We start from the raw sequence: 15,517 nt of genomic DNA on the forward strand, positions 1-15,517 counted from the left end.
GCGGGCCCGGACAGGCGCCGGGCTCCGCGCCGCTGAGCGCTTCCGCGCCGCCGGGGTCGTAGCCGCCGACCCAGGCAGCGCGTAACGTGACACGGCATGAAGATCCTCATCAGTGCGGACATGGAGGGGGCCACGGGCGTCACCTGGCCGGCCGACGTGCTGCCGGGGACGCCGCAGTGGGAGCGGTGCCGGTCGATGTTCACCTCGGACGTCGACGCCGCCGTCCAGGGCTTCTACGACGGGGGCGCCGACCAGGTGCTCGTCAACGAGGCCCACTGGTCGATGCGCAACCTGCTGCTGGAGCGGCTCGACGAGCGGGTCGAGATGCTCACCGGCCGGCACAAGTCCCTGTCCATGGTGGAGGGCGTCCAGCACGGGGACGTGGACGGCATCGCCTTCGTCGGCTACCACGCGGGCGCAGGCATGGAGGGCGTCCTCGCCCACACCTATCTGGCCAACCAGATCACCGGCGTGTGGATCAACGACGTCCGCGCCAGCGAGGGCCTGCTGAACGCGCACGTGGTCGCCGAGTACGGCGTCCCCGTCGTCCTCGTCACCGGCGACGACGTGGCCTGTGAGGACGCCCTCGGATACGCCCCCGAGGCGCTGAAGGTCGCCGTCAAGGACCATGTGTCGCGGTACGCGGCGGTGTGCCGGACCCCGGCCCGCACCGCCGCCGACATCCGCGCCGCCGCCAAGGAGGCCACGCACCTGGCGGTCCGTCACACTCCGGTGGCGGCGGGCCCGTTCACGGTCGGCGTGGAGTTCGACGCCGAGCACCTGGCGATGGCCGCCACCGTCGTGCCCGGCGTCGCCCGGACCGGGGAGCGGAAGGTCGCCTACACCAGCGACACCATGTACGAGGGCATCCGGACCTTCAAGGCGGTCACGACGATCGCCTCGGCCGCCGTGGAGGAGCAGTATGGCTGACGGGCAGGCACTGGACGAGGTCGTCGAGTTCACCTCCGGCCTGATCCGGATCGACACCACCAACCGCGGCGGCGGCGACTGCCGGGAGCGGCCCGCCGCCGAGTACGCGGCCGAGCGGCTGGCCGGCGCGGGCCTCGAACCGGTGCTGCTGGAACGCACCCCGGGCCGCACCAACGTCGTCGCCCGGATCCCCGGCACCGACCCGGCCGCCGCCGCGCTGCTCGTCCACGGCCACCTCGACGTGGTGCCGGCCGAGGCCGCCGACTGGAGCGTCCACCCGTTCTCCGGGGAGGTCCGCGACGGCGTCGTGTGGGGGAGGGGCGCCGTCGACATGAAGAACATGGACGCGATGATCCTCGCCGTCGTCCGCTCCTGGGCCCGCCAGGGAGTACGGCCCCGCCGGGACCTCGTCATCGCGTTCACCGCCGACGAGGAGGCCAGCGCCGAGGACGGCTCCGGCTTCCTCGCCGACGAACACCCCGAACTGTTCGAGGGCTGCACCGAGGGCGTCAGCGAGTCCGGAGCGTTCACCTTCCACGACGGCTCCGGCCGGCAGCTCTACCCGATCGCGGCGGGGGAGCGCGGCACCGGCTGGCTGAGGCTCACCGCGCGCGGCCGGGCCGGACACGGCTCCAAGGTCAACCGCGACAACGCGGTGACCCGGCTCGCGGCCGCCGTCACCCGCATCGGCGAGCACGAGTGGCCGCTCCGGCTCACCCCCACCGTGCGGGCCGCCCTCGCCGAACTCGCCGCCCTGTACGGCGTCGACGCCGACTTCCGCGACGTCGACCGGCTGCTGGAGAAGCTGGGCCCCGCCGCGAAACTCGTCGAGTCGACCGTCCGCAACAGCGCCAACCCGACCATGCTGGACGCCGGTTACAAGGTGAACGTCATTCCCGGCGAGGCGGTCGCCTATGTCGACGGACGCTATCTGGCGGGTGACGAGGAGGAGTTCCGCGCCACCCTGGACCGGCTCACCGGACCGGACGTCGACTGGGAGTACCACCACCGCGAGGTCGCCCTCCAGGCCCCCGTGGACTCGCCGACCTTCGCCCGGATGCGGGCCGCCGTCGAGGAGTTCGCGCCCGAGGGACACGTCGTGCCCTACTGCATGTCCGGCGGCACCGACGCCAAGCAGTTCTCCCGGCTCGGCATCACCGGCTACGGCTTCACCCCGCTGAGGCTCCCCGAGGGCTACGACTACCAGGCGCTGTTCCACGGCGTCGACGAGCGCGTCCCCGTCGACGCCCTGCACTTCGGCGTCCGCGTCCTCGACCGCTTCCTGCGGACGGCCTAGGGGATGGGGGACGCGGTGCTGACATCGGCCTACGGTTCCTGGCCCTCACCGGTCGACGCGGCCCTGGCCGCCGCGCACGACGGACAGCCCGAATGGGTGGGCTTCGTCGGCGAGGAGGCCTGGTGGACAGAGCCCCGGCCCACCGAGGGCGGCCGCCGCGCCCTCGTGCGGCGCACGGCCGACGGCCGCGAGGAGTCCGTGCTGCCCGCGCCGTGGAACGTGCGCAGCAGGGTCATCGAGTACGGCGGCCGGCCCTGGGACGGTGTCCTCGACGGCGATGCGCCCCTCGTCGTCTTCACCCACTTCGCCGACCAGCGCCTGTACCGGTACGAGCCCGGCGGCGAGCCCCGTCCGCTGACCCCGGCGCCGGCGCCCGGCCGGGAGCTGCGCTGGGCGGAACCGCGCGTGGACCTCGGCCGCGGCGAGGTCTGGTGCGTGCTGGAGGAGTACACCGGCGACGGGCCCGACGACGTGCGGCGCGTACCCGCCGCCGTACCGCTGGACGGCTCGGCCGCCGCCGACCGGACCGCCGTCCGCGAACTCGGCGAGGACCGGCACCGGTTCGTCACCGGGGTCCGGCTCTCGCCCGACGGCCGCCGGGCCGCCTGGCTGGCCTGGGACCACCCGCGGATGCCCTGGGACGGCACGGAGCTGCTCGTCGGGGAGGTCGGCGCCGACGGCACGCTGCGGGACGTGCGTACAGTCGCCGGTGGACCGGACGAGGCCATCGCCCAGGTCGAGTGGTCGACGGACGGCCGTCTTCTGTATACGAGTGACCGCAGCGGCTGGTGGAACCTCTACCGGGACGAGGTGCCCCTGTGCCCGCGCGAGGAGGAGTTCGGCGGGCCGCTGTGGAAGCTGGGCCTCCGCTGGTTCGCGCCGCTGGACGACGGGCGCATCGCGGTCATCCACGGTCGCGGGTCGACCGTCCTCGGCGTACTGGATACAGAATCCGGTGAGCTGGTCGACGCCGCCGGACCGTGGACCGAATTCGCCCCCACGCTCGCCGCCTCCGGCGACCGCGTCCTCGCCGTCGGCGCCAGCCCGCGCACCGCCCACGAGGTCGTCGAACTCGACACCCGCGGCGGACACACCCGGGTCACCGGAGCCCGCCACCGGGACCCCGTCGACCCCGCCTACTACCCCGAGCCGCAGATCCGCACCTTCACCGGCCCCGACGGCCGGGAGGTGCACGCCCGCGTCTACCCGCCGCACCACCCCGCCCGCACCGCCCCCGACGGCGAACTGCCCCCCTACGTCATCTGGGCGCACGGAGGACCGACCAGCCGCGCACCGCTCGTGCTGGACCTCTCCATCGCCTGCTTCACCTCCCGCGGCATCGGCGTCGCCGAGGTCGACTACGGCGGGTCCACCGGATACGGCCGCGCCTACCGGGAGCGGCTGCGCGAACAGTGGGGCGTCGTCGACGTCGAGGACTGCGCGGCCGTCGCCCTCGCCCTCGCCGAGGAGGGCACGGCCGACCGCGCCCGGCTCGCGATCCGGGGCGGCAGCGCGGGCGGCTGGACCACCGCGGCCTCCCTGACCACCACCGACGTCTACGCCTGCGGCACCATCAGCTACCCCATCCTCGACCTCACCACCTGGGGCCCGGGCGACACCCACGACTTCGAGTCCCGTTACCTGGAGTCGCTGATCGGCCCGGCGAGCGAGGTGCCCGCCCGCTACACCGAACGCTCGCCCCTCACCCACGCCGACCGGCTGACCGTGCCGTTCCTGCTGCTCCAGGGGCTGGACGACGTGATCTGCCCGCCCGCCCAGTGCGAGGGCTTCCTGGCCCGCGTCCAGGGCCGGGGCGTGCCCCACGCCTACCTCACCTTCGAGGGGGAGGGCCACGGCTTCCGCCGGGCCGGCACCATGGTGACTGCCCTGCAGGCCGAACTGTCCCTGTGCGCCCAGGTGTTCGGGCTGGACATGCCCGGCGTTCCCGAACTGGGGCTGCTGACGTGAGGCAACTGGTACGGCCCGCCCGGCTGGCCCCCGGCGCACGCGTGGCCGTCGTCGCCACCAGCGGGCCGGTGCCCGAGGAACGGCTCCAGGCCGGCCTCGACGTGCTGCGCGGCTGGGACCTCGACCCGGTGGCCGCCCCGCACGCCCTGGACCGGCACCCCGGGTCCGGCTACCTCGCCGGCACCGACGCCGACCGGGCGGCCGACCTGCAGAACGCCTGGTGCGACCCGGCGGTGGACGCCGTCCTCTGCGCGCGCGGCGGATACGGCGCACAGCGCCTGATCGACCTGCTCGACTGGGAGGCGATGCGGGCCGCCGGACCGAAGGTGTTCGTCGGGTTCAGCGACCTCACCGTCCTGCACGAGGCCTTCGCCACCCGCCTGGGCCTGGCCACCCTGCACGGCCCGATGGCCGCCGGCCTCGACCTCATCAAGAACGAGCAGGCCCAGGAACACCTGCGCGCCACCCTGTTCGCCCCCGAGACGGTCCGCACCGTCATCTCCACCGGCGGCGGCGCCCTCGTGCCCGGCCGCGCCCGGGGCGTCACCCTCGGCGGCTGGCTGACTCAGCTCGCCTCCGAACTCGGCCTCCCGCACGCCCGCCGCTCCGCGCGCGGTGGACTGCTCTGCCTGGAGGACGTCGGGCAGGAGACGCCCCACCTGGACCGCTGCCTCACCCAACTCCTGCGCGCCGGCTGGCTCGACGGCGTGCGCGGCGTGCTGCTCGGCTCCTGGCAGGACTGTGCCGGGTACGCCGAGGAGATCCGCCCCCTGCTCGCCGACCGCCTCGGCACCCTCGGCGTGCCCGTCGCCGAGAACGTCGGATTCGGCCACTGCGCCGGGGCGCTGACGATCCCCTTCGGCGCCGCCGCCGAACTCGACGCCGACGCGGGCACGTTGACCCTGGACGAACCGGCGCTGCGCTGAGCGGGGCGGACGGGAGCGGTCGGATGCCGGGTGTGGGTGCCCTGTGGCTGTCGCGCCCACGCGGCGGAGCCGCACCTCGATCCCGCCCCGCGCCCCTTGGGGAGCCGCGGCCAGCGTGCCTCTGAAAGCCGGCGGCACTGCCACCCCCCAGGGGCGCGGGGAACTGCGCGATCGGCCACAACGCACCCGCACCCGGCACCAGAACCGCCCACCACCCCAGGGCGCTCACCGCCCGACCCGCCGACGGAACGTCGTACGCTGGGCCGATGCCGCACACCGCACCCCGCTATCTGGCCGAAGGCCCCCATGTGGGCATCCGGCACTTCACCCTCGACGACGGGCCCGAGTTCACCGCCCGGGTCAGACAGAGCAAGGACCTGCACAGCCCCTGGCTGTTCCCGCCCGACACCGACGAGGCGTACGCCGCCTACGCCGGACCACTCATCGACGACCCGGCCAAGGCCGGCTTCCTCGTCTGTGAGAAGGCCGACGGGGCCGTCGCCGGCTTCATCAACATCAACAACATCGTCCGGGGCGGCTTCCAGTCCGGCGCCCTCGGCTACGGCGCCTTCGCCCACGCGGCCGGCCGCGGACTGATGCGCGAAGGACTGGAACTCGTCATCGGCTACGCGTTCGGCCCGATGCGGCTGCACCGCCTGGAGATCAACGCCCAGCCCGGCAACACCGCCTCCCTCGCGCTGGCCCGCGGCGCCGGCTTCCGCCACGAGGGCTTCTCCCCGGCCATGCTCTACGTCGACGGCGGCTGGCGGGACCACGAACGCTGGGCCCTCACCACCGAGATGCGCGACCTGCCCTGAACCCCCGCCGGGATTTCGGCCTTTGCGCAATCCTGACCGGCACCTCCCCTGGCCGACCGGCCGCACGCCGGGTTCCATGGTCATCGTGACGCAGATCCGACGTGAGGTACTGACGCTGCCCGCCGCGCCGCTGGGGCCGGACAACCCCCTGCCCCCGCTGCGCCCTCTGGACGAGGTCCACCGCATCGACGACCGCGAACGCGACGAGATGCCCCGCGACATGGCCCGCCAGCTCGGCTACGAACCGCTGCGCAGCCTGCTCCCGGCACGCGTGCGGGACGGCTACGGCCGCGACCGCGCACCCCGTCCCGTCGACGCCCTGGTGATCGAGAACGACCGGCTGCGCGCCACCGTCCTGCCGGGACTCGGCGGCCGCGTCGCCTCCCTGCTCCACCTGCCCACCGGCCGCGAACTCCTCTACCGCAACCCCGTCCTGCAACCCGCCGACTTCGCCCTCAACGGCGCCTGGTACTCCGGCGGCATCGAATGGAACATCGGCGCCACCGGCCACACCACACTCTCCTGCGCCCCCCTGCACGCCGCCCGCGTCCCCGCCCCCGACGGCGGGCCGATGCTGCGCCTGTGGGAGTGGGAACGCCTGCGCGACCTGCCCTTCCAGGTCGACCTGTGGCTGCCCGACGGCTCCGACTTCCTCTACGTCGGCGTCCGCGTCCGCAACCCGCACGAGCACCCCGTACCCACGTACTGGTGGTCCAACATGGCCGTCCCCGAGGACCGCCGCGTCCTGGCCCCCGCCGAAGAGGCCTGGCTCCCCCACTGCCTTGAGGGGGGAGGTACCCCCATCGGCTACGAACGCAGGCTCCGCCGCGTCCCCGTCCCGTCGTACGACGGGACCGACCGCACCTACCCCCTCAACAGCCGCTACGCCGCGGACTACTTCTACGAGGTCCCCGACGGCCGGCGCCGCTGGATCGCCGCCCTCGACAGCGACGGGCACGGGCTCGTCCAGACCTCCACGGACGTGCTGCGCGGCCGCAAGCTGTTCGTCTGGGGCAGCGGCCCCGGCGGCCGGCGCTGGCAGGAGTGGCTCACCGAGCCCGGCACCCCCGGCTACTGCGAGATCCAGGCCGGACTCGCCCGCACCCAGCTCGAACACGTCCGCCTGGAACCCGAGAGCGAGGTGTCCTGGCTGGAGGCGTACGGCCCGCTCGACACACCCGCCGACGGGGAGTGGACGGCCGCCGTCCAGCAGGCGGAACGGCGGCTCGCGGCCGTCCTGCCGCCCGCCCGCGTCGAGGAGGCGTACGAGACCTGGCGGCCGCACGCCGACACCGAACCCGGCGAGATCCTCAGCCCCGGCTCCGGCTGGGGCGCCCTCGAAGTGCTGCGCGCCGACTGGAAACTGCCCGGCACCCCCTTCCCCGAGTCCACCCTCGGACCGGCCCAGGAACCCTGGCGGGAACTGCTGCGCACCGGCTCCCTCCCGGAACCCCGCCGGGTACGGCCGCCCGGCGAGACCCTCGTCGCCCCGCACTGGCGGGACATGCTGGAGACCGCGCCCGCCGGCCCGCACACCGAGTACCACCTCGGGATCGCCCAGTGGCACGCCGGTGACCGGGCCCAGGCCGTCCGCAGCTGGGAACGGGCCCTCCCGCTCGCCCCCTCCCTCTGGCCCCTGCTGCGCTGCCTCGCCGTCGCCGACCAGGAGTCCGGCCACCACGAGCGGGCCGCCGACCGGTACGCCGACGCCTTCGACGACCTGTGCCGGGAGTGCCGCGACGACGGCGAGACCTGGACCGCCGCGCTCGGCCGCGAGACCCTGGAGGCGCTGCTCCGGGCCCGCCGGACGGCGGACGCGCGCGCCGTCTGGGAACGACTCCGGCCCGCCGTCCGCCGGCGCGGCCGGTTCCGGCTCCTCCACGCGGAGCTGCTGCTCGCGGAGGGGCGGGCCGCCGAGGCCCGCGCCGTCTTCGACGAGGGCTTCGAGGTCGCGGACCTCCGCGAGGGCGAGGACACGATCAGCCGCCTCTGGAGCCGCCTCACGGAAGAGCCGCTACCCTCGCGGTACGACTTCCGTATGCGCCCCGACCTGCCGTAAGGGGGTGCGAGCGCGTCGTCGGGTGCGGGCGCGATGTGGCTTGTCGCGCAGTTCCCCGCGCCCCTGGGCGGGTCGGGGTGCCGCCAACTCCCAAGGGGCGCTGGGAGCGCGGGGAACTGCGCGAGCAACCACGACGCACCCGACAACGCACCGGCACCCACCCCGGCCCTCAACCACCCAGCTGCGGCAGCACCTTCGTGCGGTAGAAGTCGAAGAACCCCCGCTGATCCTCGCCGATCTGATTCACGTACACCCGGTCGAACCCGGCATCCGCGAACTCCCGCAGCGCGGCCACGTGCTCGTCGACGTCGTCCCCGCACACCGAGTTCTCCCGCACCATGTCCTCGGTCACCAGCTCGGACAGCTGCTCGAAGTGGCTCGGCGTCGGCAGTACCTGCCCCATCTCGCCGGGCAGCAGCTCGTTGTACCAGAGCTGGTGCACCTTGCGGACGCACGCCTCGCGGTCGTGGCCGTAGCAGACCTTCGTGCCGCCGCTGACCAGCCTGGACCCGCCGCCGCCCTTGCGGTACTGGGTGACCATCTCCTCGTCGGGCATCATCGTGATGTAGCCGTCGCCCACGCGCGCGGCCAGCGACGTCGCCTTCGGGCCGAAGCCGGAGATGTCGATCGGCACGGGCTCGTCCGGCACGGTGTAGAGGCGGGCGTTCTCCACGGTGTAGTGGGCTCCGTGGTGGGTGACCTCCTCGCCGGTGAACAGCCGGCGCATCACCTGGATCGACTCCTCCAGCATCTCCAGCCGGACGTTCAGCGGCGGCCACCGGTCGCCCAGGATGTGCTCGTTCAGCGCCTCGCCGGTGCCGACGCCCAGCCGGAAGCGGCCCTCGGTCATCACCGCGCTGGTCGCCGCCGCCTGCGCCACCACCGCCGGATGCATGCGCACGGTCGGGCAGGTCACCGCCGTCTCGACAGACAGCGACACCGCCTCCGAGAGCGCGCCGATCACCGACCACACGAACGCGCTCTCCCCCTGCGCGTCGTTCCACGGGTGGTAGTGGTCGGAGATCCACAGCGCCTGGAAGCCGGCCTGTTCGGCCATGCGGGCCTGCTCGACGAGTTCGGCGGGGCCGAATTGCTCGCACGACAGGAAGTAGCCGTACTCGGGCATGGGTGTAACCTCCGCGGCGGCGAAGCTTCAGTGGTGCCGGACCCGGGCCGGGTAACCCCGCTCCGATCGGGTGAAACGCCCGAGCGCCGGGCGTCCGGGTGAGCGGGGCGGCGTTCGGGTGGCCGGCTCCGGCGTTTGGGTGTCCCGGCCTCGGTTACGCGGAAGGCCTCGGACCAGCCACACCGCCGGAGGCGCACCGTGAGCCGACCCAGCATCGTGATCGTCGGCGCCGGGTTCGCCGGGTACCGGGCGGCCCGTACCCTGGCCCGCCTGACCCGGAACCGGGCCGACATCACCCTGCTCAACCCGACCGACTACTTCCTGTACCTGCCGCTTCTGCCGCAGGTGTCCGCCGGGATCCTGGACGCCCGCCGGGTCACCGTCTCGCTGCCCGGCACCCTGCGCGGGGTGCGGCTCGCGCTCGGCGAGGCGGACCACGTCGACCTCGACGAGCGCACCGTCCACTACGCGGACCCCGAGGGCGGTGTGCGCACGCTGTCCTACGACCGGCTCGTGCTGGCCGTCGGCAGCGTCAACAAGCTGCTGCCGATCCCGGGCGTGGCCGAGCACGCGCACGGCTTCCGCGGGCTGCCCGAAGCGCTGTACCTGCGCGACCACGTGACCCGGCAGGTGGAGCTGGCCGCCACGGGCGACGACCCGGAGACCCGCGCCGCCCGCTGTACCTTCGTCGTGGTCGGCGCCGGCTACACGGGCACCGAGGTGGCCGCGCACATGAAGATGCTCACCGATCGCCTCGCGCGCCGGCACGGGCTGCGGGTCCGGCCGCGCTGGATCCTGCTGGACGTGGCGCCGCGAGTGCTGCCGGAGCTGGACGAGCGGCTGTCCCGCACTGCCGACCGGGTGCTGCGCACCCGGAGAGTCGACGTGCGCATGGAGACCTCCGTGAAGGAGGCCACCCACGACGGGGTGCTGCTCACGGACGGTGAGTTCGTCGAGTCCCGGACCCTGGTGTGGTGCGTGGGCGTGCGGCCGGATCCGCTGGTGGAGGCCGTCGGGCAGCCGCTGGAGCGGGGCCGGCTGATCGTCGACCCGCATCTGCAGGTGCCGGGCCGGACCGAGGTGTTCGCCTGCGGGGACGCGGCCGCCGTGCCCGACCTGGAGCGTCCCGGCGGGTTCACGCCGATGACCGCCCAGCACGCCTGGCGGCAGGGCCGGGTGGCCGGCGAGAACGTGGCCGCCTCGCTCGGACTCGGCCGGCGCCGCCGCCCCTACCGCCACCGCGACCTGGGCTTCGTCGTCGACCTCGGCGGGGTCCGAGCCGCCGCCAACCCGCTCGGCATCCCCCTCGCCGGACCACCGGCCGGTGCGGTCACCCGCGGCTACCACCTGGCCGCGATGCCCGGCAACCGCGTACGCGTCGCCGCCGACTGGCTGCTCGACGCCGTGCTCCCGCGCCAGGGCGTCCAGCTGGGCCTCGTACGGTCCTGGGCCGTGCCCCTGGACACGGCCTCCCCGGAACTGCCCCGGGTCCCGTCCGGCGCGACGACGGGCGGGCCGGGGGACGAGCCCCCCAGGAACCAGCCGGGCGGTGAGCCCCCCAGGAACCAGCCGGGCGGTGAGCCCCCCAGGAACCAGCCGGGCGGTGAGCCCGCCAGGAACCAGCCGGGCGGGGAGCCGGCGAAGAACCAGCCCGCCCGCGAACCCGCCAGGAACCAGCCCGCCGATCACGCCGAATCCGATCACCCAGCCCCCGACCACCCCGCTCCCGGGCCCGTCAAGCGTGACGACCTGCCGGGGCGGGCCGCCGAAGGAGACTCATGAACACTGCCGAACTCGCCGAACTCGGGCAGCAGTTGCGCGTGGACAGCGTGCGGGCCGCCGCCGCGGCGGGGTCCGGGCACCCGACGTCCTCGATGTCCGCCGCCGACCTGGTGGCGGTCCTCTTCGCCCACCATCTGCGCTACGACTTCGAGCGCCCCGAACACCCCGCCAACGACCGCTTCGTCCTCTCCAAGGGCCACGCCTCGCCCCTGCTGTACGCCCTCTACAAGGCGGCCGGCGCCATCGAGGACGGCGAGCTGGTCACCTTCCGCAAGCTGGGCAGTCGCCTCGAAGGACACCCCACGCCCCGTCGGCTGCCCTGGGTGGAGACGGCCACCGGCTCGCTCGGCCAGGGCCTGCCCGTCGGCGTCGGCATCGCCCTGTCCGGGAAGCGGCTGGAGCGCACCGGCTACCGCGTCTGGGTGCTGTGCGGCGACAGCGAGCTGGCCGAGGGCTCGATCTGGGAGGCCGCCGAGCACGCGTCGTACGAGCATCTCGACAACCTCACCGCGATCGTGGACGTCAACCGGCTCGGCCAGCGCGGCCCCACCCGGCACGGACACGACCTGGACGCCTACGCCCGCCGCTTCCAGGCGTTCGGCTGGCACGCGATCGAGATCGACGGCCACGATGTGGACGCCGTCGACCGTGCCTACGGCGAAGCGCTGTCGACCACCGGGCAGCCCACCGTGATCCTGGCCCGCACCCTCAAGGGCAAGGGCGTCGCCGCCGTGGAGGACCGCGAGGGACTGCACGGCAAGCCGCTGCCCGAGGCCGAGGAGGCCATCGCCGAGCTGGGCGGGCAGCGCGACCTGCACGTCCGCGTGGGAGAGCCGCAGGCCGCCGCCGCGGTCCGCTCGGTCACCACCGAGCCGCTGCGGCTGCCCGGCTACGACACCGGCGACGAGGTCGCCACCCGGGACGCCTTCGGCGCGGCCCTCGCCGCACTCGGCAGCGCCCGCGGAGACGTCGTCGCCCTGGACGGCGAGGTCGGCGACTCCACCCGCACCGAGGAGTTCGGCAAGGAGCACCCCGACCGGTTCTTCGAGTGCTACATCGCCGAACAGCAGCTCGTCGCCGCGGCTGTCGGCATGGCGGCCCGCGGCTGGGTGCCGTACGCCTCCACGTTCGCCGCCTTCCTCACCCGCGCCCACGATTTCGTGCGGATGGCCTCCGTCAGCGGCTCCGGGATCAACCTGGTCGGCTCGCACGCGGGCTGCGCCATCGGCCAGGACGGGCCCTCGCAGATGGGCCTGGAGGACCTGGCGATGTTCCGGTCCGTCTACGGCTCGACGGTGCTCTACCCGTGCGACGCCAACCAGACCGCCCGCCTGGTCACGGCGATGGCCGGGCTGGAGGGCGTCCGCTACCTGCGCACCTCGCGCGGCAAGACCCCGGTGATCTACGGCCCCAACGAGGAGTTCGAGGTCGGCGGCAGCAAGGTGCTCCGCTCCGGCGAGCAGGACCGGCTGACGGTCGTCGCGGCCGGGATCACCGTGCCCGAGGCGCTGGCCGCCGCCGACCGGCTCGCCGAGGAGGGCATCCAGGTCCGGGTCGTCGACCTGTACTCGGTCAAGCCCGTCGACGTCGCCACGCTGCGCCGGGCCGCCGAGGAGACCGGCTGCCTGCTGACCGTCGAGGACCACCACGAGGAGGGCGGCCTGGGCGACGCCGTACTGGAGGCGTTCACCGACGGCCGGCCCGTGCCCCGTCTGGTGCGGCTCGCCGTGCGGACCATGCCGGGCTCGGCCGCGCCCGACGAGCAGCTGCACGCGGCCGGCATCGACTCCATCGCCGTCGCGGCGGCGGCCCGGCTGCTGGTGGAGGAGGCGGTCGTGCGGTGAGCGCGGGCCCGGAGGACGAGGCGCGGACCATACGGGCCGGCCGCCGCACCGTTCGCGTGCGGCGGCCGGGCAAGGTGCTCTTCCCGGGCGCCGGCGAGGGTGAGGGCGACGGCGGCGCGAAGGAGTACACCAAGGGCGACCTGGCCGACTACTACCGGAGCATCGCGCCCTACCTGCTGCCCCACGTACGGGGCCGCCCGCTGATGCTGGAGCGCTGCCCGGACGGCGTCGGCGGGCCCCGCTTCATGCAGAAGAACACCCCCGAGCACTATCCCGACTGGATCACCCGGGCCGAGCTCGCCAAGGAGGGCGGCACGGTCACGCACCTTGTCTGCGACGACACCGCCACCCTGGTGTACCTCGCCGACCAGGCCTGCGTCACGCTGCACCGCTGGCTCTCGCGCACCGACCGGGGCGCCGGCCCCGATCACCCCGACCGGCTGGTCTTCGACCTCGATCCGGAAGGCGACGACTTCGCCGCCGTCCGGTCGGCCGCCGCCCGGATGCGTGAACTGCTCGACGACCTCGGACTGCCCTCGGCGCCCATGACCACCGGCTCGCGGGGACTCCATCTCGTGGTGCCCCTCGACGGCCGCGCGGACTACGACGAGGTACGGCGATTCGCCCGCGAGACCGCCGAGCTGGCGGCCGAGCGGCACCCCCGGGACCTCACCACCGCCGCCCGCAAGGACGCGCGCGGCGGCCGGCTCTACCTCGACGTGCAGCGCAACGCCTACGCGCAGACCGCCGTCGCCCCCTACTCCGTCCGGGCCCGCCCCGGCGCCCCGGTCGCCGTCCCGCTGGCCTGGGACCAGCTCGACGAGCCCGGCCTCGACGCCCGCCACTGGAGCATCGCCGATGCCCTCGATCAGGCCCGCACCGAGCCGTGGGCCGCGCTGCCCGGCCGGGGCCGCGCCCTCGAACCCGCCCTGCGCCGACTCGCCGGGCTGCACGGCTGACCTGCTGTTTCCGTCCCGCCCGGACCGTTCGCCGGTCGGGATCGGGCAGTCACGTGCTCGCGAAGGTTTGGCCAACGGAGGAGCGGCCACCCGAGGGGAGAGGTGGCCATGTCGAACACAAGAAGCACTTCCCAGTCACAGGGTTCACAGAAACCACAGAAGACTCAGGGTTCTCGTGATGCACACGAGAGCCAGAACTCCCAACAAAACAAGACCAGTTCAGACCGTTCAGACAGTGCAGAGCGGGAAACGGACGAACAGGAGCCGGCGCCGATCGACATCCTGCGCCAGGCGCGCGCCCAGCTCGCCGAACTCACCGGGCTCGTCCCCGAGTCCGTGACCGCGTTCGAGCGCACCGAGGACGGCTGGTCGCTGGAGGTCGAGGTCCTCGAACTGGCCCGAGTGCCGGACACGATGAGCCTCATGGCGAGCTACCAGCTCGACCTCGACACCCGCGGCCGGCTCACCGGCTACCGGCGCGTCCGCCGTTACGAACGCGCTCGGGCCGACGCGCGCAGGCCCGGCGGCCGCTAGGCCGCCCGACCGCGTCCCGCGGCCACGCGCACCGCGTGGCACCGACCACTCACGAGGAGGCACGGCCGGCATGACTGTAGTACCGGCACAGCAGACCGGCGGCGGAGGCGGCAGCAGCGGCCTCTACGACGTCCTGGAACTGGTACTGGACAGGGGGCTCGTGATCGACGCGTTCGTGCGGGTGTCCCTGGTCGGTATCGAGATCCTGAAGATCGACGTCCGGGTCGTCGTGGCCAGCGTCGACACCTATCTGCGCTTCGCCGAGGCGTGCAACCGCCTCGACCTGGAGTCCGGCCCGAACAAGAGCCCCGGCCTGCCCGAGATCGTCGGCGAGGTCACGGAGTCCGGCGCCCGCGGCAAGTCCAAGGGCGCGCTGTCCGGAGCCGCGGAGACCGTGTCCGACGCCTTCAAGCAGGCCCGTGGCGAGCGCGAGACCGAGTCCCGGCCGCGCGCCCGCAAGTCCACGGCCCGCCGGAAGGAGGAGCAGGAGTGAGCACGTACGTCTACGGGATCACCGCCCGGTCGCACCCGGCGCTTCCCGAGGGCATGACCGGTGTCGGGGAGCCGCCCCGCCCGGTGCGGGTCCTCACGGCCGGTGAGCTGGCCGCCGTGGTCAGCGACGCCCCCGAGGGGCTGCGGCCCAAGCGCAGGGACCTGCTCGCCCACCAGAACGTGCTCGCCGAGGCGGGTGTGGCCGGCTGCGTGCTGCCCATGCGGTTCGGCAGCGTCGCCCCCAGCGACGACGCGGTCACCGGGGTCCTCGACGAGCGCGCCGAGCACTACCGGGAGCGGCTCGGCCAGCTCGACGGCAAGGTCGAATACAACATCAAGGCCGCCCACGTCGAGGACGCGGTGCTGCACATCGTCATGGCCCAGAACCCCGAGCTGCGCTCCCTCGCCGAGACCAACCGGCTCGCGGGCGGCGGCAGCTACGAGGACAAGATCAGGCTCGGCGAGATGGTCGCGGCCGCCGTCCAGGCCAAGGAGGCCGAGGACGCCGCCGAGGTCCACCGCCGGCTGGCCCCGGCCGCGGCGGCCGTGAGCGTGGGCCCCGAGTCCACCGGGTGGCTGCTCAACGTGTCCTTCCTGGTCCCCCGGGAGACCGCCGAGCAGTTCGTGGCCGCCGTCCAGCAGGTGCGCGAGAGCCATGCCCACCTGGACGTGCGCGTCAACGGACCGCTGCCGCCGTACAGCTTCGTCGAGCCCGGCCCCGCCGAGTCGGCGGGCACCACGATCGGAGCGGACACCGGCGCCCCCTGACCGGGCGGGCGCGA

Annotated in this window: 13 protein-coding genes; 12 read left to right on the forward strand and 1 reads right to left on the reverse strand. The window is 73.9% G+C overall.

All coding sequences use genetic code 11. The features are described 5' to 3' along the window. The first annotated feature begins 96 nt into the window (after positions 1–96). From ABZ854_RS08230 to ABZ854_RS08255, 6 genes are all read left to right on the forward strand, one after another. A complete protein-coding gene (locus tag ABZ854_RS08230) occupies positions 97–930 on the forward strand; it encodes a M55 family metallopeptidase (RefSeq protein WP_361206129.1) in 834 nt (277 codons plus the stop codon). After that, positions 923–2,227: a M20/M25/M40 family metallo-hydrolase gene (locus tag ABZ854_RS08235; protein WP_361206132.1), complete on the forward strand. Its 1,305-nt coding sequence runs from the start codon at positions 923–925 to the stop codon at positions 2,225–2,227. The genes ABZ854_RS08230 and ABZ854_RS08235 overlap by 8 nt, the downstream gene beginning before the upstream one ends. Before the next feature lie 3 nt (positions 2,228–2,230). Further along, complete coding sequence (locus ABZ854_RS08240) at positions 2,231–4,195, forward strand: LpqB family beta-propeller domain-containing protein (protein ID WP_361206135.1); 1,965 nt, start codon at positions 2,231–2,233, stop codon at positions 4,193–4,195. Beyond that, entirely contained in the window at positions 4,192–5,121 is a 930-nt protein-coding gene (locus ABZ854_RS08245; RefSeq protein WP_361206138.1) for an LD-carboxypeptidase, read from the forward strand. Before ABZ854_RS08240 ends, ABZ854_RS08245 begins: the two co-directional genes overlap by 4 nt. Positions 5,122–5,387: 266 nt before the next feature. Beyond that, positions 5,388–5,939: a GNAT family N-acetyltransferase gene (locus tag ABZ854_RS08250; RefSeq protein ID WP_361206141.1), complete on the forward strand. Its 552-nt coding sequence runs from the start codon at positions 5,388–5,390 to the stop codon at positions 5,937–5,939. 76 nt (positions 5,940–6,015) lie between these two features. Further along, on the forward strand, positions 6,016–7,998 hold the full coding sequence (locus tag ABZ854_RS08255; protein WP_361206144.1) for a DUF5107 domain-containing protein: 1,983 nt from the start codon (positions 6,016–6,018) through the stop codon (positions 7,996–7,998). Positions 7,999–8,167: 169 nt separating this feature from the next. Here ABZ854_RS08255 and ABZ854_RS08260 read toward each other — a convergent pair whose 3' ends face one another. Then, positions 8,168–9,124, reverse strand: a complete 957-nt coding sequence (locus tag ABZ854_RS08260; RefSeq protein ID WP_361206147.1) for an LLM class F420-dependent oxidoreductase — start codon at positions 9,122–9,124, stop codon at positions 8,168–8,170. 198 nt (positions 9,125–9,322) lie between these two features. On the opposite strand from ABZ854_RS08260, the gene ABZ854_RS08265 reads away from it, so the two are divergent. From ABZ854_RS08265 to ABZ854_RS08290, 6 genes are all read left to right on the forward strand, one after another. Beyond that, a complete protein-coding gene (locus ABZ854_RS08265) occupies positions 9,323–10,906 on the forward strand; it encodes an FAD-dependent oxidoreductase (RefSeq protein WP_361206150.1) in 1,584 nt (527 codons plus the stop codon). Then, complete coding sequence (locus ABZ854_RS08270; protein ID WP_361206153.1) at positions 10,903–12,750, forward strand: transketolase; 1,848 nt, start codon at positions 10,903–10,905, stop codon at positions 12,748–12,750. Before ABZ854_RS08265 ends, ABZ854_RS08270 begins: the two co-directional genes overlap by 4 nt. Beyond that, a complete protein-coding gene (gene ligD / locus ABZ854_RS08275; protein WP_361206156.1) occupies positions 12,747–13,709 on the forward strand; it encodes a non-homologous end-joining DNA ligase in 963 nt (320 codons plus the stop codon). Before ABZ854_RS08270 ends, ligD begins: the two co-directional genes overlap by 4 nt. 108 nt (positions 13,710–13,817) lie before the next feature. Continuing rightward, positions 13,818–14,243 (forward strand): gas vesicle protein, encoded by a 426-nt coding sequence (locus ABZ854_RS08280; RefSeq protein WP_361206312.1) that lies wholly within the window; start codon positions 13,818–13,820, stop codon positions 14,241–14,243. A 70-nt stretch (positions 14,244–14,313) separates the two neighbouring features. Then, positions 14,314–14,736 (forward strand): gas vesicle structural protein GvpA, encoded by a 423-nt coding sequence (locus ABZ854_RS08285; protein ID WP_129305725.1) that lies wholly within the window; start codon positions 14,314–14,316, stop codon positions 14,734–14,736. Continuing rightward, positions 14,733–15,503 carry a GvpL/GvpF family gas vesicle protein gene (locus ABZ854_RS08290; RefSeq protein WP_361206160.1) on the forward strand — a complete coding sequence of 257 codons (771 nt, stop codon included), beginning with the start codon at positions 14,733–14,735 and terminating at the stop codon, positions 15,501–15,503. The genes ABZ854_RS08285 and ABZ854_RS08290 overlap by 4 nt, the downstream gene beginning before the upstream one ends. The last annotated feature ends 14 nt before the right edge of the window (positions 15,504–15,517 follow it).

Origin of the sequence: Streptomyces sp. NPDC047028, assembly GCF_040644095.1 — a bacterium.
Lineage (GTDB): Bacteria > Actinomycetota > Actinomycetes > Streptomycetales > Streptomycetaceae > Streptomyces.

Coding starts and splice junctions, on each gene's coding strand:
- ABZ854_RS08230 (WP_361206129.1), top strand. CDS start 97: ATGAAGATCCTCATCAGTGCGGACATGGAGGGGGCCACGGGCGTCACC.
- ABZ854_RS08235 (WP_361206132.1), top strand. CDS start 923: ATGGCTGACGGGCAGGCACTGGACGAGGTCGTCGAGTTCACCTCCGGC.
- ABZ854_RS08240 (WP_361206135.1), top strand. CDS start 2,231: ATGGGGGACGCGGTGCTGACATCGGCCTACGGTTCCTGGCCCTCACCG.
- ABZ854_RS08250 (WP_361206141.1), top strand. CDS start 5,388: ATGCCGCACACCGCACCCCGCTATCTGGCCGAAGGCCCCCATGTGGGC.
- ABZ854_RS08255 (WP_361206144.1), top strand. CDS start 6,016: ATGGTCATCGTGACGCAGATCCGACGTGAGGTACTGACGCTGCCCGCC.
- ABZ854_RS08260 (WP_361206147.1), bottom strand. CDS start 9,124: ATGCCCGAGTACGGCTACTTCCTGTCGTGCGAGCAATTCGGCCCCGCC.
- ABZ854_RS08270 (WP_361206153.1), top strand. CDS start 10,903: ATGAACACTGCCGAACTCGCCGAACTCGGGCAGCAGTTGCGCGTGGAC.
- ABZ854_RS08280 (WP_361206312.1), top strand. CDS start 13,818: ATGTCGAACACAAGAAGCACTTCCCAGTCACAGGGTTCACAGAAACCA.
- ABZ854_RS08285 (WP_129305725.1), top strand. CDS start 14,314: ATGACTGTAGTACCGGCACAGCAGACCGGCGGCGGAGGCGGCAGCAGC.